The organism is Acinetobacter sp. CY17 (assembly GCF_059515825.1).
The window spans coordinates 87,694-110,962 of sequence record NZ_JCAKMX010000005.1 but is presented as its reverse complement, the minus strand read 5'-3'; the positions used below and the strand labels follow the sequence as shown (position 1 = coordinate 110,962).

General features: G+C 41.3%; 20 protein-coding genes. 9 read left to right on the top strand and 11 right to left on the bottom strand.

Annotated features, from left to right (window positions below):
* Positions 1–50 precede the first annotated feature (50 nt).
* Positions 51–2,444, top strand: coding sequence for a glycerophosphodiester phosphodiesterase family protein (locus AC5YCI_RS05480; RefSeq protein ID WP_496128688.1), 2,394 nt, complete (start codon positions 51–53; stop codon positions 2,442–2,444).
* A gap of 43 nt (positions 2,445–2,487) precedes the next feature.
* Here AC5YCI_RS05480 and AC5YCI_RS05475 read toward each other — a convergent pair whose 3' ends face one another.
* Together AC5YCI_RS05475 and AC5YCI_RS05470 are read right to left on the bottom strand one after the other, a co-directional pair.
* Positions 2,488–2,727 carry a DUF2798 domain-containing protein gene (locus tag AC5YCI_RS05475; RefSeq protein ID WP_496128689.1) on the bottom strand — a complete coding sequence of 80 codons (240 nt, stop codon included), beginning with the start codon at positions 2,725–2,727 and terminating at the stop codon, positions 2,488–2,490.
* A complete protein-coding gene (locus AC5YCI_RS05470; protein WP_496128690.1) occupies positions 2,724–3,245 on the bottom strand; it encodes a PadR family transcriptional regulator in 522 nt (173 codons plus the stop codon). Before AC5YCI_RS05470 ends, AC5YCI_RS05475 begins: the two co-directional genes overlap by 4 nt.
* Positions 3,246–3,462: 217 nt before the next feature.
* Between AC5YCI_RS05470 and AC5YCI_RS05465 the strand changes: the two genes are divergently transcribed.
* Positions 3,463–4,344: a 5'-methylthioadenosine/S-adenosylhomocysteine nucleosidase gene (locus tag AC5YCI_RS05465; RefSeq protein WP_496128691.1), complete on the top strand. Its 882-nt coding sequence runs from the start codon at positions 3,463–3,465 to the stop codon at positions 4,342–4,344.
* Positions 4,345–4,401: 57 nt separating this feature from the next.
* On the opposite strand, the gene cysN is transcribed toward AC5YCI_RS05465, so the two are convergent.
* Entirely contained in the window at positions 4,402–6,018 is a 1,617-nt protein-coding gene (gene cysN / locus AC5YCI_RS05460; RefSeq protein ID WP_496128692.1) for a sulfate adenylyltransferase subunit CysN, read from the bottom strand.
* 102 nt (positions 6,019–6,120) lie between these two features.
* A complete protein-coding gene (gene cysD / locus AC5YCI_RS05455; RefSeq protein ID WP_496128693.1) occupies positions 6,121–7,035 on the bottom strand; it encodes a sulfate adenylyltransferase subunit CysD in 915 nt (304 codons plus the stop codon).
* A 354-nt stretch (positions 7,036–7,389) separates the two neighbouring features.
* Between cysD and AC5YCI_RS05450 the strand changes: the two genes are divergently transcribed.
* Positions 7,390–7,926: a hypothetical protein gene (locus AC5YCI_RS05450; protein ID WP_496128694.1), complete on the top strand. Its 537-nt coding sequence runs from the start codon at positions 7,390–7,392 to the stop codon at positions 7,924–7,926.
* 25 nt (positions 7,927–7,951) lie between these two features.
* On the opposite strand, the gene AC5YCI_RS05445 is transcribed toward AC5YCI_RS05450, so the two are convergent.
* Positions 7,952–9,406, bottom strand: a complete 1,455-nt coding sequence (locus tag AC5YCI_RS05445) for a capsule assembly Wzi family protein (RefSeq protein WP_496128695.1) — start codon at positions 9,404–9,406, stop codon at positions 7,952–7,954.
* Positions 9,407–9,608: 202 nt separating this feature from the next.
* Positions 9,609–11,138: a lysine--tRNA ligase gene (lysS, locus tag AC5YCI_RS05440; protein ID WP_496128696.1), complete on the bottom strand. Its 1,530-nt coding sequence runs from the start codon at positions 11,136–11,138 to the stop codon at positions 9,609–9,611.
* A gap of 209 nt (positions 11,139–11,347) precedes the next feature.
* Between lysS and AC5YCI_RS05435 the strand changes: the two genes are divergently transcribed.
* Positions 11,348–11,845, top strand: a complete 498-nt coding sequence (locus AC5YCI_RS05435) for a YqiA/YcfP family alpha/beta fold hydrolase (protein ID WP_496128697.1) — start codon at positions 11,348–11,350, stop codon at positions 11,843–11,845.
* A 45-nt stretch (positions 11,846–11,890) separates the two neighbouring features.
* On the opposite strand, the gene AC5YCI_RS05430 is transcribed toward AC5YCI_RS05435, so the two are convergent.
* Positions 11,891–12,433: an adenine phosphoribosyltransferase gene (locus AC5YCI_RS05430; protein ID WP_496128698.1), complete on the bottom strand. Its 543-nt coding sequence runs from the start codon at positions 12,431–12,433 to the stop codon at positions 11,891–11,893.
* 428 nt (positions 12,434–12,861) lie between these two features.
* On the opposite strand from AC5YCI_RS05430, the gene rubA reads away from it, so the two are divergent.
* The 4 genes from rubA (at position 12,862) to oxyR (ending at position 16,132) form a co-directional block, all read left to right on the top strand.
* On the top strand, positions 12,862–13,026 hold the full coding sequence (gene rubA, locus AC5YCI_RS05425; RefSeq protein ID WP_496128699.1) for a rubredoxin RubA: 165 nt from the start codon (positions 12,862–12,864) through the stop codon (positions 13,024–13,026).
* A 65-nt stretch (positions 13,027–13,091) separates the two neighbouring features.
* Positions 13,092–14,267: an FAD-dependent oxidoreductase gene (locus AC5YCI_RS05420; RefSeq protein ID WP_496175279.1), complete on the top strand. Its 1,176-nt coding sequence runs from the start codon at positions 13,092–13,094 to the stop codon at positions 14,265–14,267.
* An 11-nt stretch (positions 14,268–14,278) separates the two neighbouring features.
* Positions 14,279–15,220: an alpha/beta fold hydrolase gene (locus tag AC5YCI_RS05415; RefSeq protein WP_496175278.1), complete on the top strand. Its 942-nt coding sequence runs from the start codon at positions 14,279–14,281 to the stop codon at positions 15,218–15,220.
* A 6-nt stretch (positions 15,221–15,226) separates the two neighbouring features.
* Positions 15,227–16,132: a LysR family transcriptional regulator OxyR gene (oxyR, locus tag AC5YCI_RS05410; protein WP_496128702.1), complete on the top strand. Its 906-nt coding sequence runs from the start codon at positions 15,227–15,229 to the stop codon at positions 16,130–16,132.
* 213 nt (positions 16,133–16,345) lie between these two features.
* On the opposite strand, the gene ppk1 is transcribed toward oxyR, so the two are convergent.
* Both ppk1 and mtgA read right to left on the bottom strand, forming a co-directional pair.
* On the bottom strand, positions 16,346–18,427 hold the full coding sequence (gene ppk1, locus AC5YCI_RS05405) for a polyphosphate kinase 1 (protein WP_496128703.1): 2,082 nt from the start codon (positions 18,425–18,427) through the stop codon (positions 16,346–16,348).
* A 115-nt stretch (positions 18,428–18,542) separates the two neighbouring features.
* The gene (gene mtgA / locus AC5YCI_RS05400) at positions 18,543–19,217 is read right to left on the bottom strand and encodes a monofunctional biosynthetic peptidoglycan transglycosylase (RefSeq protein ID WP_496175277.1); all 675 of its coding nucleotides are present in this window, start codon (positions 19,215–19,217) and stop codon (positions 18,543–18,545) included.
* 75 nt (positions 19,218–19,292) lie between these two features.
* On the opposite strand from mtgA, the gene AC5YCI_RS05395 reads away from it, so the two are divergent.
* On the top strand, positions 19,293–20,108 hold the full coding sequence (locus tag AC5YCI_RS05395; RefSeq protein WP_496175276.1) for a rhomboid family intramembrane serine protease: 816 nt from the start codon (positions 19,293–19,295) through the stop codon (positions 20,106–20,108).
* Here AC5YCI_RS05395 and AC5YCI_RS05390 read toward each other — a convergent pair.
* Positions 20,098–22,545 carry an ABC transporter permease gene (locus tag AC5YCI_RS05390; RefSeq protein ID WP_496128706.1) on the bottom strand — a complete coding sequence of 816 codons (2,448 nt, stop codon included), beginning with the start codon at positions 22,543–22,545 and terminating at the stop codon, positions 20,098–20,100. The genes AC5YCI_RS05395 and AC5YCI_RS05390 overlap by 11 nt on opposite strands.
* Entirely contained in the window at positions 22,542–23,267 is a 726-nt protein-coding gene (locus AC5YCI_RS05385) for an ABC transporter ATP-binding protein (RefSeq protein WP_496128707.1), read from the bottom strand. The genes AC5YCI_RS05390 and AC5YCI_RS05385 overlap by 4 nt, the downstream gene beginning before the upstream one ends.
* Positions 23,268–23,269: the final 2 nt, after the last annotated feature.

Here is a 23,269-nt window from a genome sequence, read left to right as displayed (position 1 = left end):
AGACGTTATTTTTCAGCTCTTATATATCAACAACTTGAGAATATAGACGCATGAAACGCGCTTACCTCTATGCCAGTATTTTACTTTGTTTAAACTTAGCCGCTTGCTCAGACGATGATGATCATCATGTCACAGACACAGCACCACCGGTCACTGCACCTGAGCCTAATCCTGAGCCGAGTGTGCCCGCTGAACCCGTGCCTGTACCTGAAATTTATCTCGATGAAAATTTCGACCAAATGACAGCGTTACCTAGCACATGGATGTTACCTAAAAATAATGCAGGCAGCGTGTATATCGAAAATGGCGACTTATACCTTGATGGACGTGCCAATGATACACAAATGACCTCAGTGCTGTTGCCTAAAGATTATCAACAGTTACGTAATTATCGTGTTGATATGGAATTTAGTTATCTTGACAGCAATAATGATGGACGCTGGGCCAGCATCATGTACCGTGCAGCAGATGAGTTTGCTGATCCAGCCTTTAGTCCTTACTACCAATTTGCCATGCGTAGTCAGACCACGAGTAGCAATGGTCTAGAACTGTCATTACGTATGCCAACCAATGCTTGGAACGTACTGCATAAATCAGCACATAATGAAAATATTGGTCTGAACACAACCCACAAAGCCAGCATTGTGGTGCATGGTAAACGTGTGCGTCATTATCTAAATGACCAATTGGTACTTGATACCACCTTACCTTATGCACTCGATCAAGGCGGCATTGGCTTGTCGGTCGCAGGGTTATTAATGAAGGTCACACATTTTAAAGTGACTGAACAAATCGAAGCGCTACCTGAAGCCAATAAAGTTACCGAACTGGTCGATCAAGCTTTACCCGTGTCGATGGCACCGACTTTGATTCAATCGGCAAAGGCCACAATAGCTGCTCAAAGTGCCACGCATGTTGCTTACCGTTTGGATGCAGATTTAAATCTATTCAATCATGATCAACAAAAAGTCATGCATCTGACGCAATATTTACAAAACAATAATCGTAACAGCTTAGCACTCCTCGAATTACACAATACGGCAACGATTGATGCATTAAAAACCATCAGTAATCAGTATGACCTTGCAGAGCTCACCTTATATTCAGATAACGTAGAGCTCTTACGTCAAGCACGCATTGCTTTGCCGCAATTACGCACAGCTTTAGATTATTCTAAAAAAACCAATCTAAGCCAGAGCAAGCAAGACCTCGTGACCTTGGTACATAATACCAATGCCTCGTTATCTAAGATTGTAATTTTACCACCACAACTGACTACACGAGATACCGTCAGCCATCTGCAGCGTTTACTGATTACAGCATGGGCCAAAAATGACAATGCTAGTCCTGTACAAGCCGCACAGATCTTAAGTAGTGGCGTCAACGGGGTCTGGAGTCAAAATCCAGATATTTATCAAAATATTATGCAGAATATGGCGCCAAATACCTTATTACGTAAACCACTGATTACAGGTCACCGTGGTATTCCTGCTCTAGATGATGAAAACACGTTGGAAGGTACCCTAAAAGCCATTGAAGTGGGTGCAGATGCTGTTGAATACGATGTGTATTTAAGTAAAGATGGTCACGTATTTTTAATGCATGATGGCACAACCACACGTACCACAGGCGTACAACGCAATACAGAAGATCTGACGCTTGCTGAAATTCGTGAGCTGCGTACCTTAGGCAAGAATCGTCCCGTACCGACTATGGATGAAGTTTTAAGCGCGGTAAAAAAATATCCGCATGTCACGAATTTCATTGAAGTAAAGAGTTCGAATCCTGCAATTATTCCAAAAATTAAAGAACTGTTAGATAAACATGATGCCTATGATCAATCGATTGTGATTAGTTTTAATGGCGAACAAATTCTACATATGAAGAATATTTTGCCGGGGGTCTCTACAGGTTTTCTCACCAGTACACCTGCTGCACAAAGTGATTTGGTTAACACACGTCGAATCTTAGATGCTACACAAAAATATTCATCGACCTTTAACCCATCTTTTAGTGGCTTAAGCAAAAATCTGATGCAACAGGCTGCTCATCGTGGTGTGACCTTCTGGCCATGGACATTCCGTCTCAATAAAGACGACTTTAACCGCATGTATGTGCAAGGGACACATGGTTTAACCACAGATTACGCACATGATGCCTCAGAATTTGTAGTCAAACTCAATGCGCCTAAGCAAGTGGTTGCCAAAGTAGGTGAGCCATTAAGTATTGCGGGTCAATTACAAAACCAAATTGGACAACGACAAGATTATGTATTTAAACAAATGCTTGTATTGCCAAGTTCGGCCAAGTATAACCAAAGTGGACAAGCTGTTACCTTTACTGAAAAAGGCAGTGCTTATGTGATGCCAAGTTATCAGTATCAAATTGCACCAAATTATAGTTATACCCTATATGCTGAACCTGTCACTGTAACCGTACAGTAAGCTTGAATTGATTGAGAAGGAAAGTCTAATGACTTTCCTTCTTTTATTTCGGCTGTTGTACAAATTGCATTAGAAATTTACGCACCAATGGCAGCATAATCATAATTAAAGGAAATGCCATCAGCCATGATAGGCTCCATGCGTGTAACCATATATTCAAAAAACCTTTTGCCGCACCAATTTTTAAATAAATGTTAAAACATGAAATTGCACCACTCATAATACCTGACAAGATCAAAGGCATCAGCCATGTGAGATGTTTAGGATGAATTTTTATGCTCATTGGCTGACCTCTTGGCTGGCTAAATGGGTAATTTCAACTGCGGCTTGATCAATTTTTTCTGCAATCATACGCACTTGTGCTTGGGTTAAATTTTCATGTTGAATTTTAAGACGTAGTGCCATTTTTAGGTTTTCCATGGCACGTTTTATATCTAAAAATTCGCTATTGTTTTGAATCTGATTACGGGTATTAAAACGTTCAAAAATTTTATCTAATTCGCTTTGATGATCTTGTAGATGCATTAAACCTTGCGGTGTAATGTGATATTGCTTACGCTCATCTTTGCTAATTTCCACGCGTGTATATTGTTTTTCCACGCGTGTATATTGTTGTTGTTCTAAGTAATTGAGGGTTGGGCAAATTGTGCCTGTACTGGGTTTATAGTTGCCACCAACTAAATTTGCTACGTCTTTAATAATGTCATAGCTAAATTTAGGGCTTTGGGCAATAAAGTGCAAGACAAGAAGTTTCATCTGCCCTGCTTCAAATAAGCGTTTTCGTGGTGCTGCTTCGGACATCCTAAGATATACCTTAAATTTAATTAAGATATATCTTAATACCAAAAAATCTATTTATCTAGTGCTATTTTTAGAATAGTCGTTGAGAATTACCCATTGTTCTGATTTATTCAGCCTTTTGTTCAAGATCACCCAATATAAAAACCCTTTAGAAAAATGGCTATTGGCATAATTTTTGCCAATGGATTAATTACTACAATAGCAATGGAAAATCTTAATGTTAAAAAAAATATTACTCGGCTTCGGCCTATGCAGTTCTTTATTTCTTTCAGGCTGCAATAATGATGATAAGCAAAAAATCGTCACAGAAACACCTGCAAAAACCTTACAACCGATTGTTATTCAGGGTGCTTTACCCATTGAAACACAGAGTTTGGCTGCCAAATTAACTAATCCATCTACAGAAACCATTGGCGGCTGGCAATTTTGGCAAGGAACATATCAAGGCTATCCTGTTATTATTTCAAAAACACGGATGGGAATGTCTAACTCGGCTGCTGCTACAGCTATTGCCATTGAGCGCTATAAACCTATTGCGATTATTAACCAAGGCACATCAGGCGGGCATGATCCTAATTTAAATGTTTATGATATTGTGATTGGTAAATACACCACCAATATTAATGCCTTTAAAACGCCTTATTTGCCTGTAGGTGCAGGTTCTCATCCGTTAAACTGGACAGAAGCTTTTGACGTTTTACCTGAAGATGAATCTGACCCTGAACCTATCGCGATTCGTAAATTTGCGGGCGATACTGAGTTAATTATGGCAGCGCACAAAGCCAAACCGCGTTATAGCAAAGGTGATGTAGTTGAAGGTACAATCGGTTCTGCCGACGTTTGGAACAGTGAATTAGACCGGATTGCTTTTTTCCGTGAGCACTATGGAACATCTGTAGAAGAGATGGAAGCGGCTTCTGTGGCTCAAATTGCCAGTCAGTTTAATGTACCGTTTATTGGTATTCGTGTATTGTCGAATAATATTACCAACAATAGTCCATATGATCCAAATACAGGTGAAGCGTGCCAAGAGTTTGTATTAGATGTAGTGGTTGAATATATGAAGCAAAAGCAAGTTGAATTAAATCAACAGAAATAATTCGCTCAACAATAAAAACCCGCCATCAGGCGGGTTTTTTTAAATTAATTCAATCTATTATAAACGAACCAATTCAACAATATTTTCAGCAAGCTCTTCAACAGAATCAACAGCAACAGTTGCATCTGTACCGTCAGTTGCATCTGTAATCACTACTACACCAGTTTCGCGTAGTAAGGCAACTTGCGCAGCATCTAAACCGGCTTTGGCAATTGCCACAATACCTTGTTGAAGCAATAAACTCTCTAAGGCTTGTGCATTTTCGATCGCAGCTTTTGACACTGTTACCGCAGCAGGTTTTTGACCTAAACGTGCAGCACGATCTTCCGCTGTGACAGGGTTACTATGCGCAGTCCATTCAACAGACTCTTCGACCATACCCGCACCAATCGTCACGTTGTTTAAACGATCAATGAAGATAAATGAACCTGTATAACGGCTGTCTTGGTAACGGTCAAAGACCACTGGTGCATCAAATTCAACGGTTACGTTGGCAATCGCATTCAGTTCTAAGTTTTCAACTTGAACTTTTTCCAGTGTATTGACGTTGGTACGGTAATTAATCCCGGTTACTTTTGCAGGAACAGTTTGTGTACCCACTTTTAAGTTATATAACTTCCCTAATACCAATGGCTGATCTGCCATCCATACCAGAGTCGCATTCACCGCACGTGAAATATACGGCGCAGCTTGATCCGCACGTACAAGGACGTTACCACGAGAAATATCAATTTCGTCGTTTAGTGTTAAAGTGACTGCTTGACCTGCAACTGCACGCTCAAGGTTACCATCAAAAGTTACGATTTCTTTCACCGTAGATGACTTACCTGATGGTAAAGCAGTGATAGTATCGCCAACTTTGACTTCACCAAGCGCCACCGTACCACAGAAACCACGGAAATCGAGGTTCGGACGGTTGACATACTGCACAGGGAAACGGAAATCTTGCTTTTGGCTACCGCGGCTAATTTCTACCGATTCAAGCGTACCCATTAGGGTTTGGCCTGTATACCATGGGGTATTGGCAGATTTATTCACCACGTTATCGCCATTTAACGCAGAAATCGGCGTAAAGATGATATTGGCAGGTTTACGATCACCCAATTGGCTCACGAAGTCAGCATATTCAGCTTGGATTTCATTGAAGCGTGCTTCAGAGAATTCCACTAAGTCCATTTTGTTGATAGCAACAATAATGTTCTTAATACCCAATAGGCTCGCAATAAAAGTATGACGACGCGTTTGCGTTTGAACGCCATAACGCGCATCAATTAAGATAATCGCAAGGTCACAGGTCGATGCACCAGTTGCCATGTTACGTGTGTATTGCTCATGCCCCGGAGTATCGGCAATGATGAACTTACGTTTTTCAGTAGAGAAATAACGATACGCGACATCAATGGTAATGCCTTGCTCACGCTCTGCTTGTAAACCATCTACCAATAAAGCTAAATCAGGTGCATCACCTGTGGTACCAACTTTTTTAGAGTCACGTGTTACGGCTTGCAATTGATCTTCATAAATCAATTTTGAATCGTAAAGCAAGCGACCAATTAAAGTCGATTTACCATCATCGACGTTACCGCAAGTCAAGAAACGCAATAAGTCTTTATTTTCGTGTTGTTTTAAATAACCCAAGATATCTTGGCTAATTAAGTCTGATTGATGAGACATTGCTCAGCTCCACAAATTCTTTGAAATCGGTTAAATCCGCCTATTTCCCCCTTTTACAAAGGGGGACATCCCCTCTCTTTTCTAAAGAGAGGTCGGGAGAGATTAGAAGTAACCCTCTTGCTTCTTCTTCTCCATCGAGCCTGCTTCATCATGGTCAATCATACGACCTTGACGTTCAGAGCTGGTTGCAAGCAGCATTTCTTGGATAATTTCCGGTAAGGTATTGGCAGTTGATTCCACTGCCCCTGTTAACGGGTAACAACCTAAAGTACGGAAACGCACCGATTTCATTTGTGGAACTTCACCTTCTTTTAAAGGCATACGTTCATCATCAACCATAATTAAGGTGCCACTACGTTCAACCACAGGACGTTCTGCAGCTAAATATAAAGGTACTAATGGAATGCTTTCTAAATAAATATATTGCCAAATATCAAGCTCAGTCCAGTTTGATAAAGGGAACACACGAATACTTTCGCCTTGGTTCACTTTACCGTTGTAAAGGTTCCAAAGTTCAGGTCGTTGGTTTTTCGGATCCCAACGGTGTTTTGAATCACGGAATGAATACACACGTTCTTTAGCACGTGATTTTTCCTCATCACGGCGCGCACCACCAAATGCCGCGTCAAAACCATATTTGTCCAAGGCCTGCTTTAGACCTTGGGTTTTCATGATGTCGGTATATTTTGAGCTACCATGATCAAAAGGATTGATGCCTGCATCACGACCTTCTTTGTTTTGATGTACGATCAAATCAAAGCCATGGGTCTTGGCCATATTGTCACGGAAGGCAATCATGTCTTTAAATTTCCAGCCCGTATCGACGTGCAGGAGTGGAAATGGAAGTTTGGCAGGATAGAATGCTTTTAGGGCTAAATGCAGCATCACTGCTGAATCTTTACCAATGGAGTAAAGCATGACTGGGTTCTCAAACTCAGCAGCAACTTCACGGATGATATGAATACTCTCAGCTTCAAGCTGTTTAAGATGAGTAAGTCTTTCCTCATTTAATGACATGGACAACACCAGCTTAGAATATGTGTACTTATTACACTTTTAAAGATATTTAGGCATTATAGTGATTTAGAATTCATAACGATTGCTTGTTTTATGATATTGATATGCAAAATCATCATATAGACCAAAACTGATATACCGTATAAGTTTTTATGAAAGAATCACTTAAATTAACCCCACTCACGCACCTCCCTCAGCCCTGAAAAAGTGTCCAAAGCGTCAGCATTTGATGATTATTGATTTTTCAACTCAATTTAAGCGCCTGATTCAGGATTTTTTTAGCCCATGGATTGGCAAAGAATCAAAATCTACCTAAATTAGAGTTTAACTTTGTCTTTGCGGTTATTCTCTCCTATGTTGAACTATGATTTAGAGACTTTAAAACACAAAATTGAAACTGCAAAACTGGCAGGCTTCATTTACCAACATCAACAACATATTTTGGTGTTACAAGAACCCTTAACAGATCAAGGCGAAACCTTAAGCTTCTTTGCCCAACATGAAACCAGCAGTGATCAAATTGGTTTGCAATTTGCGATCAAACTGATTGACCAACAACTGACGTTTTTAATTGGGGTCACCCACAGTAACCAAGAGCGTGGCTATGAAATTGGTGCAGGTAATTTAAAAGGTGAACAAAAAGCCTTTAACCTGTTATATGCTTTTTATAACTACCCTAAAGCATTTTATTTGGTCGAATTGCCGCTGTTTTCTAATTCAGCTCAACTCGAACAGGCTTTAACAGCACAACTATTTAAGCGTCCTGAATTGGCATTTATTCACACGGCAACTAAAACCAATCCACGCGGTGTGCAGGTACAATGGATTAAAGACTATATTGTGCAACAAAGTTTAGATATGAAAGTACGTATTCAAACCGCGTTACTTTAAAAAAAGCCCCGCTTTGGGGCTTTTTTTAGTATTTAAATAATGCGCTGTTTAAAGGAATCTCTAGCCCAAGTGAGGCGCCGACATCTTGACCATGCATATCAGAATCACTCACCCATGCATTGAGTTTTAGAGGCAAATCTGCTCGAAGCTGATGCTGCCAACTGACATCAATGGCATGAATGGTGTCTTTGGCTGCAAAGGCTTGGTTGGTGTCTCGATCGGATTGATTGACCTTAGCTGACAAGACACGCGCTTGAATACGATTAACTGGGTCAAGATGTACATGCCCACCTAGCGATAACATTTCTGCATCCCCACCTAAGGCGTGCCCTAGAGAAAAGCCATGCTGGTAAAAACCGTCCGTATATCTGCTGTGGTTATAAGAAATACCGCGTGCTTTACCATTGGTGCGTGTATCAGCCCATTCAGCATAAACTTGATAGGGTCGATTGGCGAAGCTTGAGGAATAATCCACACCTGCCAAGTACATCTTTTTAGATGGCAATAAACCGGCTTCATCTTCACCGACATATTGACCATAAACACCAATCGGCAAATCGACTAAAGTGTGCAGATTCAGACGTGCATCAAAACCAGCGATTTGATTGGATGGATCAGGCTCACCTGTACCGCCATTGTCTTTATGACCAAGCATCGCATCCCAAAGTGAATTTAAACTCTCTGGACGCCCTTCTCCACCCCATTGAATAGCACGTGATGCACCTAACTCTAAATAGGGAAGAGGTTGTGCTGTAAGGCGTAAAGCAATTAATTTTGCCTCTGGAATGGCTTGATAGTCATCTAATTGACCTGCAAAAGCTTGATATTGCCAAGGTCCAAGCCATGCTAACCATGGCGTCTCAAAAGCACGTTGTTGATCCCGTTGCATGGTGACGCCATAGACAGGACGACTTGCATCCCCTCGAATTAGACTCCCCTCATGTCCTGGCCCCCAATAGCTTGGAATTTGCCCTGCAATCAGCCATTGATTCCAAAGCTTGCCAGCCAAATATGATCCTTCTAAATTTATCTCTTGATCATGGTCAATCTGTAAATCTTTTTCAGCATTCACACGCAAGCGAGCGTCCCAATTTTCACCACCAGCATGACCTGCTATACCCAGTTGATATTGGGCTTTGACCTCATCAGCAAATTGTTGCGGCAAGTTTTTTTGCTCACTCTCTGCAAATAGGTGTAGTTTTAGCGGCACTTTATCCTGCTGTAACGCTGCTTTCACTGCCGCTATCACTTTGGTTTGGGCTTGATTTAAGTGATCACTTTTAGCTTTGCTTAAAGCATACTCCACTTCCTGAGCACTCAGTGGCCAAGTTGAAGTACTGATTTGAATGACACCCTGTTGATTGAGCCAATTTAAATCTTGGCGTAATTGCGCATTGTTTAAAATAATACCTTGCGCGTGTAATTGTGTGACACTGACACAACCTAAACTAAGTGCGACCATTAGTCTTTTTATAAACATGAATTTATCGTCTGAAGTGTAAATAAGCCTATTCTTATTAAAGTTATTATTAATAATGAGTTTATTAACACTACACTGTAAAAATATAACAATAGTCTCTAGACAAATTACATAAACTTTCAAAAGATGACTGAGCAGCGCATGATTATTGATTTAAGCATAAAAAAACCCGCACATGGCGGGTTTCTTTAGATTTGCTCACTTAGGCGTTTTTATGACGCATATGTGGGAACAAAATCACATCACGGATACTTGCAGCATTGGCAAATAACATCACCAAGCGGTCAATACCAATACCTTGACCTGCTGTTGGCGGTAGACCATATTCAAGCGCTTCAACAAAGTCTGCATCGTAATGCATCGCTTCATCATCACCTGCATCTTTTTCTGCAACTTGCGCTTGGAAACGTTCTGCTTGGTCAATTGGGTCATTTAACTCTGAGAAGCCATTGGCCAACTCACGACCACCGATGAAGAATTCAAAGCGGTCAGTGATGTGCGGGTTGTCATCGTTACGACGCGCAAGTGGCGAAGTTTCCGCAGGATATTCAGTAATGAATGTCGGTTGGCGAAGCTTGGTTTCTACCGTTTCTTCAAACACAATCGTTTGTAGCTTACCTAGACCAAAACCAGGTTTTACTTGCTCTTTCAATTCGTTTTGAACGAAGTTTGCAAGGAATTCACGATCTGCCACATTTTCAGGGGTAAATTGTGGGTTATGTTCAAGAATTGCATCAAACATTGAGATTTTCTTGAACGGACCTTTAAAGCTATAGACTTCATCGCCATATGGCACGTCTGTTGAACCCAAGATATCAATCGCTAACTTCTCAAGCATATTTTCAGTCAGCTGCATTAAATCTTTATAATCAGCATAGGCTTGGTAGAATTCGATCATGGTGAATTCTGGGTTATGACGTGTAGATACACCTTCGTTACGGAAGTTACGGTTAATTTCAAACACACGTTCAAAACCACCCACCACCAAACGTTTTAAGTAAAGCTCAGGCGCAATACGTAAGAAAAGTGGCATATCTAACGCATTGTGATGCGTTTCAAATGGACGCGCAGACGCACCACCTGGAATCACATGCATCATTGGCGTTTCAACTTCCATAAAACGCTGTTCTGTTAAGAAGGCACGAATACCTGAAACCACTTTGGCGCGGATTTCAAAGGTCTTACGGGTTTCTTCATTCACAATTAAGTCTAAATAACGTTTACGGTATTTCACTTCAGTGTCAGTTAAACCGTGGAATTTATCTGGGAGTGGACGCAATGATTTGGTTAACAATTCAAAGTGTTCGATATGCACATAAAGATCACCTTTACCAGAACGACCAATATAACCTTTGACTGCAATAATATCGCCTAAGTCTAAGCCTTTGATCGTTGCAACAGTATCTGCATCTAATTCTTTACGTGCCACATAAAGTTGAATACGACCTGTCATATCTTGGATCACGATAAATGAACCACGATTGAGCATCACACGACCCGCAACCGATACATAGACTTTTTCACCCGCTTCGATATCTTCTTTAGACACCTCAGCAAATTGGTCTTGTAAATCTTGTGCGTAATGTTCGCGTTTAAAGGTATTTGGCCAAGGGCTCGTACCAGTTTCTTGTGCCTTGTCTTGAATTTGTTTTAACTTGGCATGACGCTGTGCAATTAAATCGTTTTCGGAAATGGTTTGTTCAGAAGTCGACTGAGCGTTTTGTTGCGTCATCTCTGCCTCGAAATAGCAATAAAATAGAAGTTGCATAGCATAGCAGATTTACAAGAAATTGCGTAAGTGTTCAGCGCGCAGCAATTAATTTTTTGCTTCGCCTAAAGTCTATACGACCAAATGTGAACTTTTTAAAAGTTAAAACTGACCTAAAATAAAACCAAACAAATAAATGAACAATCACGTATTTTCTGATTGAGACAATCATAATGCCAAAGCCCAAAATTTTATTCTTCCATGGACTCGATTCATCAAAAGAGTCTACTAAGTTTTATGCGATTGATTCTGATCATAAATTTTGTTTAAGCGTTGATTATCGTGCTTTGAGCTTTCAAAGTGTTTATCAATTTTATCAAGATTTAATTCACACCTTAAAACCCGATTTAATTATAGGCCATAGCTTAGGCGGTTATTGGGCGCTTAAAATGTCTTTTTGGTCAAAAATTCCTGCCATTGTAGCTAACCCAAGTCTAAGTCCTCGCTTTCGTGATGATTATCCCGCCATCTGTGAGCATGATTTAGAACATGATATTTTGCAACTGGCCTATTTAGAATTGGATGATGAAGTGTTAGATATGCATGCAGTGCGCGCCCAGCTTGAACCTTATATGCAAGTGGCTGCAGTGGCAGGAGGACATCACCGTTTGGCCCGTCCTGACAATATCAATGTCTTGATTGAGCAAATACAACTATTACAACAAGCATAAAAAAGCCTTGGCAATGCAAGGCTTTTTTATACTCAAGACAACAACTTAAGCCACGTCTTCTTGCGGCTGTGATTTATCGTCTAATACAGACCAGATGTTTAAGCCCAAATCGGCATGTAAATCTGGTAAGTCGAGGAAAATACTCGCACCTAAAATTTCATGATTACATTTTTCAGCCAACTGTTTCACTGCTTTTAAAGTACCACCTGTTGCCAGTACGTCATCTACAATAATAATTTTTTGTGCTGGCACTTCTGCAGACATTTCTAAACGATCTAAACCGTATTCTAAGCTATAACCCACACCAACTACAGGTGGCGGCAATTTACCTGCTTTACGCACCAAGACCAAACCTTTGCCTAGACGCTGAGCCAATAAGCTCGCTAGCACAAAACCACGGGCTTCAACGGCTACAAAACTATCAACCGCTTCAAGTTGCTCAGCTGGAATGCTGGCAATTAATGCATCAGTTAATGGCTCAATGTTGCTCATAAATAATGGCGTTAAATCAAAAAATTTAATGCCTGGTTTTGGGAAATCTTGAACCGTGCGAATATGAGACCACAACGTTGTAGACAAATTGCTCATGGGAGAAATAATCAATAATAAGAAAGAACGGGCCGAATTTTAACGCCAATTCATAGGCATAGCTAGAGCAATCAGCTGAGATTTGCTCAATTAAAAAACAGACTTTTTTTATAAGAATTTGATTTATTTATATTATTTTTTAAATAAATATTAATAATATCTATGAATTATTACATTGTAATCAAAATACAGGAGTTTTTCTGCCCGACTTTAGTCTAAATCTTCAAATCTTATTTTTTGGTGTTTAGATTAAACACAGCACTATGTGAAAATTTGCTGTTTTTAGCCATGATTCAGCTGAAAAAATCGCTGAAACGTATATTTACTTTACTTTGATGCTTTAAGCACGTAAGAATTTCTATAAATAGCCTTATAATAACGATCTTTATTTTTCGCTGACCCAGTGTTGGTCAGCATTGGAGAGTCAGATGAAAAAGTATCAATGTATCGTATGCGGTTGGATTTACGATGAAGCTGCAGGTTGGCCAGAAGATGGTATTGTAGCTGGCACCAAATGGGAAGACATTCCAGACGATTGGACTTGCCCAGATTGCGGCGTATCAAAAGCTGATTTTGAAATGGTTGAACTATAAGCCACACTAAAAAGACCATATCGATGGTCTTTTTTGTTTTTTATATTGAAAAGAGAGATTGATTTATGCATCCCATCGTCATCATTGGTTCAGGTATGGCAGCTTATGCCCTCGCGCGTGAGTTTCGTAAACTCGATCAAGACACAGCGCTTATGATGATTTGTGCCGATGACGCACGTAACTATGCCAAACCAACTTTATCCAATGCTTTAGTGGGTCATAAAGCACCTGCGCAAATTGCACTTGGTGATGCAGAAAAAATGAGCGCCCAGCTCAATATGCAAATTGTAAATCATACTTGGGTTAAAAGTATCGATCCCCACACACAAACACTTAAGCTAGAAAAAGATGGCCAAAACACCACGCAAAACTATAGCAAACTGATTCTGGCCCTAGGTGCCACGCCTATCCGTGTTCCCCTACAAGGCAATGCTGCCGATCAATTACATGTGGTAAACAACTTAAATGATTACACCGCATTTCGTGCTGAGCTGGATCAAAAAACTGCGCAACGTGTGGCAATCTTAGGTGCAGGTTTAATTGGTTGCGAATTTGCCAATGATTTACAACACACTGGTCATCAAGCGACTGTAATTGACTTGGCTGAGCAGCCATTAGCACGTTTACTACCTAGTCATGTAGCCCAAGCATTCCAAGACAAATTACAACACGCTGGCATTGCTTTTGAGCTTGGCACTACCGTGAGTGTTCTTGATCAAGCAGCTGATGGCTACCAAGTCACCCTTGCCAATGGCAAAGTGTTAACTGCCGACGTGGTGCTCTCTGCAATTGGTTTACGTGCCAATACTGAACTGGCCCAAGCAGCAGGCATTACAACAAGCCGTGGCATTGTGACCAACACCCAACTTGAAACCAATGTTGCTCATATTTATGCGATCGGTGACTGCGCAGAAGTTAACGGTACTTTATTACCTTATGTAATGCCGATTATGCAGCAAGCCCGTGCTTTAGCGAAAACCTTAAGCGGTACCAGCACACATGTACATTATCCAGCCATGCCGGTGGCAGTCAAAACGCCAGCCGCGCCTTTAACGGTATTGCCTATACCACATGAGGTTGAGGTGTCTTGGACGATCGAAACCCAAGAAGACGGCTTAATTGCTAAAGCCATAGATACAACTGACACTTTACGTGGCTTTGTCTTATTGGGTGCAAGCGCAGGCAAACAACGTTTAAGCCTAACCAAACTTGTACCAGATTTAATCCCAGCACAGCTTTAAGGAATCTGCCGATGAGTCAAACACTTGAGTTTAAGGCTTCACCTTATACCGCTTTTATGCAAGAAACCAAAGTCGATTTAGGCAATGGCATTCAATTGCATGTCGAGGTGGGTGGCAAAGCCGATGATCCAGTCTTACTGCTGATCATGGGACTCGGTGCACAGTTACTCTATTGGCCGGATTTTTTTTGTAAGTCATTTATTGACCAAGGCTTTCGGGTGGTACGCTTTGATAATCGCGATATTGGTTTATCCTCTAAAGTACACTATCAAGGCCCACCCTTGAGCCTGCCTAAATTGATGGGCCGCTTTGCCTTGGGACTAGAAAATCAAGGCGCACCTTATAATTTGTATGATATGGCTGATGATGTTGCGTGCCTAATTGAAAAAATGCACTTAGGACAAGTCTATGTATTAGGTGCTTCGATGGGTGGCATGATTGCGCAAATTTTAGCGGCGCGTTACCCCGAAATGGTCAAGACTTTAGGCTTACTGTTTACCAGCAACAATCAACCCTTGCTGCCACCGCCTTTTCCAAAGCAATTATTTAGTTTAATTGGACGTCCCAAATCCAATGATGAAGATGCTATTATTGACCATAATCTACAAATCTTTAAAATTATCGGCTCGCCCGGCTACCTAAACCAAGTCGAGGCGGCACAAACGGTGCGAAAACTCTACCGAAGAAGTTACTATCCAACTGGTGTACTTCAACAGTTTTTCGCAATATTATGTACCGGTTCTTTACTTAAACTGGATCAGCAGATTCATCAAGCAACCTTAGTGGTTCATGGTTCGCGCGATCGTTTATTGCCACCAGCGCACGGTAGAGCCATTGCTAAAGCAATTTCAGGCGCTAGATTTGAATTAATTGAAGGAATGGGGCATGATATCCCTCCGCATTTTATTCCATATCTTAGCGGATTATTTGCTCATCACTTTAAATCTAATTAGGACACTATGGCTGCATTACCATCCTTAAGACAGCTGTCATACCTTGTTACACTGTCTGAAACGCTGCACTTCACTGAAGCAGCGCGTCGATCTTTTGTGACCCAGTCAACATTGTCTGGCGGGATCATGGAATTAGAGCGCTTACTTGGTGGCGTCCTCGTTGAACGTGATCGTCAAAATGTACGTTTAACCCCACTCGGCGAACAAGTTGTGGCACGCGCACGTGTTCTACTGGCTGATGCTCAAGACTTAATGCGTTTAAGCCGTGAGATGAGTGAGCCGCTAACTGGCGACTTACATTTAGGTATTATTCCAACCATTGCTCCATTTATTTTGGCGCAATTGTTAGATGAAGTACATAAACAACTGCCAAAAATTCAGTTGCATTTACACGAAGCCCAAAGCGAAAAAATTGTTGAAAAACTTGAACATGGTAATCTCGACATGGTGGTGCTTGCATTACCGTTTGATACCCGTGGTCTAAAAGTCGCTGAAGTGGCACGCGAAACGCTGTATTTAGTGTGCAATAAAGCAGATCAACACGCTTTGAATGCCAACTCACTGGATCAACTTGATTTATCGCGTTTAATGCTGCTTGAAGAAGGTCATTGCTTACGTGATCATGCTTTAAGTGCTTGCCCAATTGGTGAACGTAAAAATGATCATCGTTTAAAAGCAAGTTCACTGCCTACCTTGGTAGAAATGGTCTCTGCTAATCTAGGCTTTACCTTATTGCCAGCAATTGCTGTGCATACCACCATGATTAAAGCCAATCCAGAGTTAAGCGTCAAAGCAATTGAAGCGGGTCCTAGCCGTACTTTGGCCTTAGTCACACGTAAGAGCACCCCATTACAAAGCGAATTTGATGTGTTATTGCAAATCTTGCAAAAAATTACGCAAGATTTACACTAAGCCATAGATTAAAAAAGGAGCGCTAAGCTCCTTTTTTTTATGCATAAAAAAAGGCTTGTGTTTCGACAAGCCTAACTTGAATACCCAATCTCAACGACCTTCATTCAAGAGATGGAATGCCCTCTTATATGCCAGAATTTATAAGAGGAAGCTTGAGTTTATAAATAAAACTCAAATGCATCCATCCCTTAAATGGGGTATTTTAACGGTGTATTATTGAATATCTTCAATTAAAACACGCTGTGCATTATGGGCAACATCAGTCTCTTGAGCTTTAAAACGCACCCAAGTACCGTCGCTTTGTAGGTCCCAAGCTTGTTGATTATCTTCGAGATAATTAAGCAAGCCGTGTTGGTAAATCCGTTTTTTCAAAGCTGGATCTTCTACAGGGAAGCAGGCTTCCACACGATTAAATAAATTACGATCCATCCAATCAGCACTTGAACAATAAATACGTGCATCACCATTGTTGCTAAAGTAATACACACGGGTATGTTCTAGGAAACGACCGACGATTGAACGTACTCGAATATTCTCTGACAAACCTTTTAGACCTGGACGTAAGCAACAAATTGAACGAATAATAAGATCAATTTGTACACCGGCTTGTGAGGCTTCATATAGCTTATTAATCAGCTGCACTTCAGTTAAAGCATTGACTTTCACAATAATTTGCGCAGCTTTTCCAGCCTTGGCATTGGCAATTTCTTCATCAATAAAATGAATTAATTGGGCATGTAAAGTAAATGGTGCATGCAATAACTTTTTCAGTTTTGCCATTTTACCCATACCGGTGAGCTCTTGGAAAATGCGGTGTACATCTTCACATAGGTCTTTATCGGTGGTCATTAAGCCGTAGTCAGTATACATACGCGCATTGCCAGCATGGTAGTTACCTGTACCTAAATGCACATAACGCACCAGTTTATTGTTTTCACGGCGCACAATGAGAATCATTTTGGCGTGGGTTTTATACCCCACAATACCATACACCACCACAGCGCCTGCTTCTTGTAAAACATTAGCAACAGCAATATTGGACTCTTCATCAAAACGCGCGCGCAATTCAATCACCGCAGTGACTTCTTTCCCATTACGTGCCGCTTCTGCTAAGACCTGTACAATTTCAGAATCTGGGCCACTACGATACAACGTTTGCTTAATCGCTAAGACTTGTGGGTCACGTGCAGCTTCGCGCAACAGTGAAATCACCGGTGAAAAAGATTCAAACGGATGATGCAACAAAATGTCTTGTTTTTGCATGGCGCTAAAGGTGTTATCGGCTTTTTTCAGCACCTTCGGAATGACAGGCACATGCGTGTCATAGCGTAAATGTGGGCGTTTAAAGTTGGACAATAAACGCGCTAAATTCACAGGCCCATCGACTTTATAAAGTTGCTCAAATTCGAGGTCAAATTCATCTAACAAATATTGATAAATATGTTTTGGACAGTTTTCTGTGACTTCCAAACGTACCGCACGACCAAAACGACGTGAGCTTAATTCACCTTTTAAGGCTTTGGCTAAGTCTTCAACGTCTTCATTTAAAGCCAAGTCGGCATTACGGGTCACACGGAACTGATAACAACCCGTTGCGGTCATACCCGGGAATAAATCTGATACATGCTCATGAATAATCGCTGATAACATCACATGGTGTTCTTTACCACCCGTCAGTTCATCAGGTAAACGTACCACTCGCGGCAACGAGCGCGGTGCAGGCACCACTGCTAAATCAATTTGACGACCAAAGGCATCTTTACCTTCTAAAGTCACAATAAAATTCAGTGATTTATTAACTAAACGTGGGAATGGATGCGCAGGATCAAGGCTGATCGGGGTTAAGACAGGGGCAACTTGTTCTTGGAAATATTTTTTCACCCAAGCCGATTGTGCCGGGGTAAGTTCACCGCGACGTAAGAAGCAAATATCCTCATCACGCAGTTTTGGTAAGATTTCTTGATTTAAAATCCGGTATTGGCGTTCAATCGCTTCATGGGCGGTTTTAGAGATTTGATCAAGCACTTGTTTAGGCGTCAAACCATCTGGACTTAAGCTTTCATTGCCTAAATCGAGTTGTTCCATTAAACCGGCAACGCGAATTTCAAAAAACTCATCTAAATTACGCGAAAAAATGAGTAAGAAATTCATGCGCTCAAGCAATGGATGCAAAGGATCAACTGCTTGTTCAAGAACACGTAAATGGAAATCTAAAATTGACAGCTCACGGTTGATGTAGCGATCGTTGTAGCTATAATCCACTGGGGTTGGCAAGGTCTCTACTGAAGTCGTCATATGTCAACTGCGCCTATATTTTTTAAAGTCATCTTTACTCTAGTATGCTTGAAATTTATGACAAAAAGATAAAAAAAAGCGCAAACATTTGCGCTTTTTTGCAACAGTTAAAGCATTAGGGGATTTGGCTATAACGCATATATTTACGAATCATCTGTTTACGTGCGTTTAGGCTGCGATCCTGACGATTGTTTTGGTAATATTTTGGATTGGGTAAAATCGAGGCTAAAAATACCGCTTGTTCACGGGTTAAACTACGCGAGCTTTTACCAAAATAATGCTGGGTTGCCGCTTCAATCCCATAAATATTGTCACCAAACTCAACCGAGTTTAAATACACTTCTAAAATGCGCTGTTTGCTCCACATCCGCTCCATCATAAAAGTCGCGACTGCTTCTTGACCTTTACGTACAAAAGAGCGCTTATTATATAAAAATAAGTTTTTAGCCAACTGCTGTGAAATGGTGGAACCACCTGCGACTACTTTGCCTTGATCTTTATTACGCAATAAAGCATTTTGCATACCATCGAAGTCAAAACCTTTATGCTGTAAAAATTTACCATCTTCAGCGGCAACTACAGCACGTTTCATATAATCACTGATCTGATCATAATCACGCCACTCATGTTTAATCGGCTGGCTTGAATCAGCCCAATAATCGAGACGCATAAACATGGTGGTCTCTACGGGATTCGTGCGCCACCATGCAAGGCTGGCAAAGATCCACAGTTGGATCAGCAGCACAAAACTGATCAAAATAAGAAGTGTACGAACAATAAAGACTTTCATGCTGCTGCATTTCCCCTGCAGGATAAAATTTTCGTGATAAGCTCAGACATAAGACTAAAATAGCACAATTCCAAGATGAGCCAACTTTCCCCACCTACCGTCAAGCACCAAGTCAATTTAAAGGGTTGGTGGCTGAGCGCCCTATTCATCACCCTCAATGTTGCCCTGTTTTTATGGCAAATTAGCACAGGTGTGGATGCGAGTCGCCCAAGCATTCAAGATGCTATCGCTTGGGGTGCAGATTATGCGCCTCTGAGCTTTTTAGTGGAACCCATTCGTTTATTAAGCAGTATGTTTTTTCACTTTGGCTTAATTCATTTAATGCTGAATATGTGGGCCTTATATTTATTTGGTCATATTGCTGAACAAATGTTTGGCCGTGTCTATTTTTTAGGGCTGTATGTCTTAGCAGGTCTCATGGGCAGTTTACTCAGTGGTTTTTTAGATTTACAAAATTCATTGTCTATGCTGCAAAATGCTGCCATCAATGCGGAACAACTGCCCAAAGTGGGTGCTGGTGCTTCAGGTGCAGTCATGGGTTTAGGCGCTGCTTTAACCGTTATTTCCTTGTTGCCTGTGCTGAAAAAACAGCGTTTTATTTTAGATAAAAAAACCTTAGTGATGGTCATGGGGATTAACCTATTTATTGGTTTTATGACCGCAGGAATTAATAATGCTGCCCATATTGGCGGTATGCTGATGGGAGCTGCATTAGGCTTGGTTTGGTATCTTTCAATGCGTGTCAATAAAGCAGTTTTGCTGTGGTTAGGGCTAGGGCTTGGCATGGTGCTGTGTGGCGCTTTATATAGTTATTGCCTAATGCTATTAGAACTGGTCGCACCGCTGTGGCAAGAATTACTGGCAGCGATGCGACAACAATTTAATTTTTAATATCGCGCAGTGCACTTAAAGGTGCAATTTCAGCTAAATAACTTAGGCGATAGCGTCCAATCAAGGCACAAATCAGCGCCATCGCCAGTGGTAAAATCAGCCATAGGCTCATATGCAACTGCCATGTCATCCCCATTTTATACGCGACAATAGCACTTAGCACTTCAGCAAAGATACACGCTGCTATACCTGCCATTAAGCCAATCAAACCGACCTCAATGCTGAGCATGTTTTTCAGCTGCGCTTTAGCACCACCAAACGCACGTAATAAAGCCACTTCTTGCTGACGTGCATCCAGCATAAGGTTTAAACATGCCAATAACACCAAGAGCCCGGCTATGGCCACCAATACTGCCAACACACTTATAATATTGAGTAACACATCCAATAAGCGTTTGACCTCAGCAAGCATTAGCCCGACATCAATAAATACAGTATTACTAAAACGTTGAATCACTTCAATGAGTTGCGTTTGCTGTTCGGCCGGCACATAAAAGCTGCCTAAATAGCTGCCTGCATTAGCATCCATACTGTTGGGGCTAAAAATAAAGAAGAAATTAGGGCTAAAGCTTTCCCACTCGACACTGCGTAAATTAATCACCTCTGCAGTTAAATCCCCTTCAGGTAAACGAAAGGTTAAACGATCACCAATTTGAATCCCCAATTCTTGCGCAGTTTTAACTTCGACTGAGACCTGATTCACTGCACTAAACCTAGCTTGGCCTTGGATAATTTGATTATCTGCAGGAAAATGCTCAGCTTGGGTTAAATTGAGCTCACGACGTAAGGAATTACTTTTAGCTCGGTCGGCTTCCGTAAAGTCTTGAGCATTTTTAGCCACTAAACGACCACGAATATTTGGATATAAGGTGGTGCTTGACCACGCATTTTGCGCTAACACGGCTTCAAAGTCGGCCAAGTCAGTTGGTGGTAAACCATAAACAAACTGATTGGGGGTATCTTGTGGTAATTGCTGTTGCCAACGCTCTGTGAGATCGGTTTTTAACACCAACAACACACTCATTAAACTTAGGCCCAAGGCCAAAGCAGTAATTTGCAATGCCATTTGTGGTAGTTGACGAATATAAGCACTTAAACGAGTTTTACGCTGCTGTATCAATTTGAGTAAGGCATAAATCAGTACATAAAGCATGACACATAACAGCGCTAAAGCTCCAATCACTACTAGACTCAGCGCGACATTTTGGGTGAGTAAAATACTAAATACAATTAAGCTTAAACCGCCACAGATTAAAGTACTTCGCATTTGGCTCAGGCTTTTATCTTGGCTGCGTAATACACGCACCGGCGCTGTATTCAGCAATTGCCATAAGCTCGGCAGCACAAAGCCAAGTAACACCACTAAACTGGTTAGCATGGCAATCGGTAGTGGCCCAAGCAGCAATTGCAGCACAGAAAATTCAATACTCAAATGTGGCATTAAAGTCAGCATCAACTGTAATAAGCCAAAGCCCATCAGCACCCCAAGTACGGCGCCAAATAATACAGCCAGTAGAAAAATCGCGGCCAATAAGGATATATATACACTTAAAATTTGTTGTTTAGATGCACCCATACAACGAATCAGCGCAATATGCTCTTGTTGTTGCTGAACATAACGCTGACTGGTTAAGGCAATGGCAATTCCACAGAGTAAAATGGTTAAAATATTGGCCAGCTGTAAAAAGGTATCCAAATTTTCAATTGGACGCATTAAGCGCTGATTACTTTCGCTGGCATTACGCAACCTTAAGCTACTGGCTTCATCTTGCTTGGCTGCATCAAGTTTTGGCTTTATGGCCTGTTCAAAGGCTTTCGTTTGCTGTGGTGCGCCGGACAAAAGCAGACGATATTCAATCCGACTGCCGACTTGAATAGCATTGGTTTTTGCCACATCAGCTTGGTGAATAATGACGCTAGGTGAAAAACCTGCAAAGCCCAATTCTTGATTAGAGTCTTGTTGAATCACTGCAGTAAATTTAAGCTGAGCATCAGCAATATTGACCCAATCGCCGAGTTGGACTTTGAGTAAATCTTGCGCGCGTGGACTAAGCCAAATGTGGCCTGCTTGTAATGGCGTGTCTGGCTGACTCTTTAAGCTTCCTCTTAAAGGAAAGTTATCTTCAATTGCTTTGACATTAACCATGACAAATTCTGCATCAGTATGTGCCATGGAGCTAAAGCTAGTCACTTCAGATTGCTGAAGATTATAGTGCTGAGCCTGTTCACGCCATGTTGGTACAAGTGGTGCTTGATCACTTAAGACCAAATCTGCGCCCAATAACTCAGCTGCTTGTAAGGCCACTGCATTTTGAATCTGTTGGTTACTAAATTTTAAGGCTGTGGTGGCACTAATGGCTAAAATTAATGCCACCAAAAGCAGGTAAATCCCGCTACTTTTAATGCTTTGTTGCCATAAGGGTCGAAATAAACTCATTCTTGCTCCTCACGCTCATGCAATTGCCCATCAATGAGCGTGAGATGGCGCTGACACTGGGCTGCCAATTGCGGGTCATGAGTCACCAAAATTAAGGTTGTACCCAATTCACGGTTTAAATTAAATAATAATTGCTCAATTTCGCGTGCTGTTTGTCCATCTAAATTACCTGTGGGTTCATCAGCAAAAATAATTTGAGGTTGACTGACCAAAGCACGTGCAATGGCAACACGCTGTTGCTCACCACCTGAAAGCACCTTTGGCGTTTGCTGGGCTTGGCGTGCTAAGCCAACTTTCTCCAATAATAACAACGCCCTTTTTTCGGCAGTTTTATACTCAAAATTAGGCTGCAAGCGTAAAGGCAGCAATACATTTTCTAAAGCACTAAGATGCCCAAGTAACTGAAAAGACTGAAATACAAAACCAATATGCTTTAAGCGCACCGCTGCGCGTTGTTCTTCATTTAAGTTATGAATTGCTTCACCACAGACATACAATTCACCACTTGAGGCCTGATCGAGGGTGGCTAAAATACCCAACAAGGTCGATTTACCTGAACCTGAACGCCCTGTAATGGCCACTTGTTCAGCCGCATGAATTTGTAGATTAAGCTCAGAAAAAATACTGAGCTGCTGGCTGCCAAGTTGTATCTTTTGTGTCAAATTTCGTGCACAAATAAGTGCTTGTGGCATGATAGTGGCATCATGGTGTAACGAAGTCATAG

Excerpts from the sequence above, each read along its gene's own strand:
- AC5YCI_RS05480 (WP_496128688.1), top strand. The coding sequence starts at position 51 with ATGAAACGCGCTTACCTCTATGCCAGTATTTTACTTTGTTTAAACTTA.
- AC5YCI_RS05475 (WP_496128689.1), bottom strand. The coding sequence starts at position 2,727 with ATGAGCATAAAAATTCATCCTAAACATCTCACATGGCTGATGCCTTTG.
- AC5YCI_RS05470 (WP_496128690.1), bottom strand. The coding sequence starts at position 3,245 with ATGTCCGAAGCAGCACCACGAAAACGCTTATTTGAAGCAGGGCAGATG.
- AC5YCI_RS05465 (WP_496128691.1), top strand. The coding sequence starts at position 3,463 with ATGTTAAAAAAAATATTACTCGGCTTCGGCCTATGCAGTTCTTTATTT.
- cysN (WP_496128692.1), bottom strand. The coding sequence starts at position 6,018 with ATGTCTCATCAATCAGACTTAATTAGCCAAGATATCTTGGGTTATTTA.
- cysD (WP_496128693.1), bottom strand. The coding sequence starts at position 7,035 with ATGTCATTAAATGAGGAAAGACTTACTCATCTTAAACAGCTTGAAGCT.
- AC5YCI_RS05450 (WP_496128694.1), top strand. The coding sequence starts at position 7,390 with ATGTTGAACTATGATTTAGAGACTTTAAAACACAAAATTGAAACTGCA.
- AC5YCI_RS05445 (WP_496128695.1), bottom strand. The coding sequence starts at position 9,406 with ATGTTTATAAAAAGACTAATGGTCGCACTTAGTTTAGGTTGTGTCAGT.
- lysS (WP_496128696.1), bottom strand. The coding sequence starts at position 11,138 with ATGACGCAACAAAACGCTCAGTCGACTTCTGAACAAACCATTTCCGAA.
- AC5YCI_RS05435 (WP_496128697.1), top strand. The coding sequence starts at position 11,348 with ATGCCAAAGCCCAAAATTTTATTCTTCCATGGACTCGATTCATCAAAA.
- AC5YCI_RS05430 (WP_496128698.1), bottom strand. The coding sequence starts at position 12,433 with ATGAGCAATTTGTCTACAACGTTGTGGTCTCATATTCGCACGGTTCAA.
- rubA (WP_496128699.1), top strand. The coding sequence starts at position 12,862 with ATGAAAAAGTATCAATGTATCGTATGCGGTTGGATTTACGATGAAGCT.
- AC5YCI_RS05420 (WP_496175279.1), top strand. The coding sequence starts at position 13,092 with ATGCATCCCATCGTCATCATTGGTTCAGGTATGGCAGCTTATGCCCTC.
- AC5YCI_RS05415 (WP_496175278.1), top strand. The coding sequence starts at position 14,279 with ATGAGTCAAACACTTGAGTTTAAGGCTTCACCTTATACCGCTTTTATG.
- oxyR (WP_496128702.1), top strand. The coding sequence starts at position 15,227 with ATGGCTGCATTACCATCCTTAAGACAGCTGTCATACCTTGTTACACTG.
- ppk1 (WP_496128703.1), bottom strand. The coding sequence starts at position 18,427 with ATGACGACTTCAGTAGAGACCTTGCCAACCCCAGTGGATTATAGCTAC.
- mtgA (WP_496175277.1), bottom strand. The coding sequence starts at position 19,217 with ATGAAAGTCTTTATTGTTCGTACACTTCTTATTTTGATCAGTTTTGTG.
- AC5YCI_RS05395 (WP_496175276.1), top strand. The coding sequence starts at position 19,293 with ATGAGCCAACTTTCCCCACCTACCGTCAAGCACCAAGTCAATTTAAAG.
- AC5YCI_RS05390 (WP_496128706.1), bottom strand. The coding sequence starts at position 22,545 with ATGAGTTTATTTCGACCCTTATGGCAACAAAGCATTAAAAGTAGCGGG.
- AC5YCI_RS05385 (WP_496128707.1), bottom strand. The coding sequence starts at position 23,267 with ATGACTTCGTTACACCATGATGCCACTATCATGCCACAAGCACTTATT.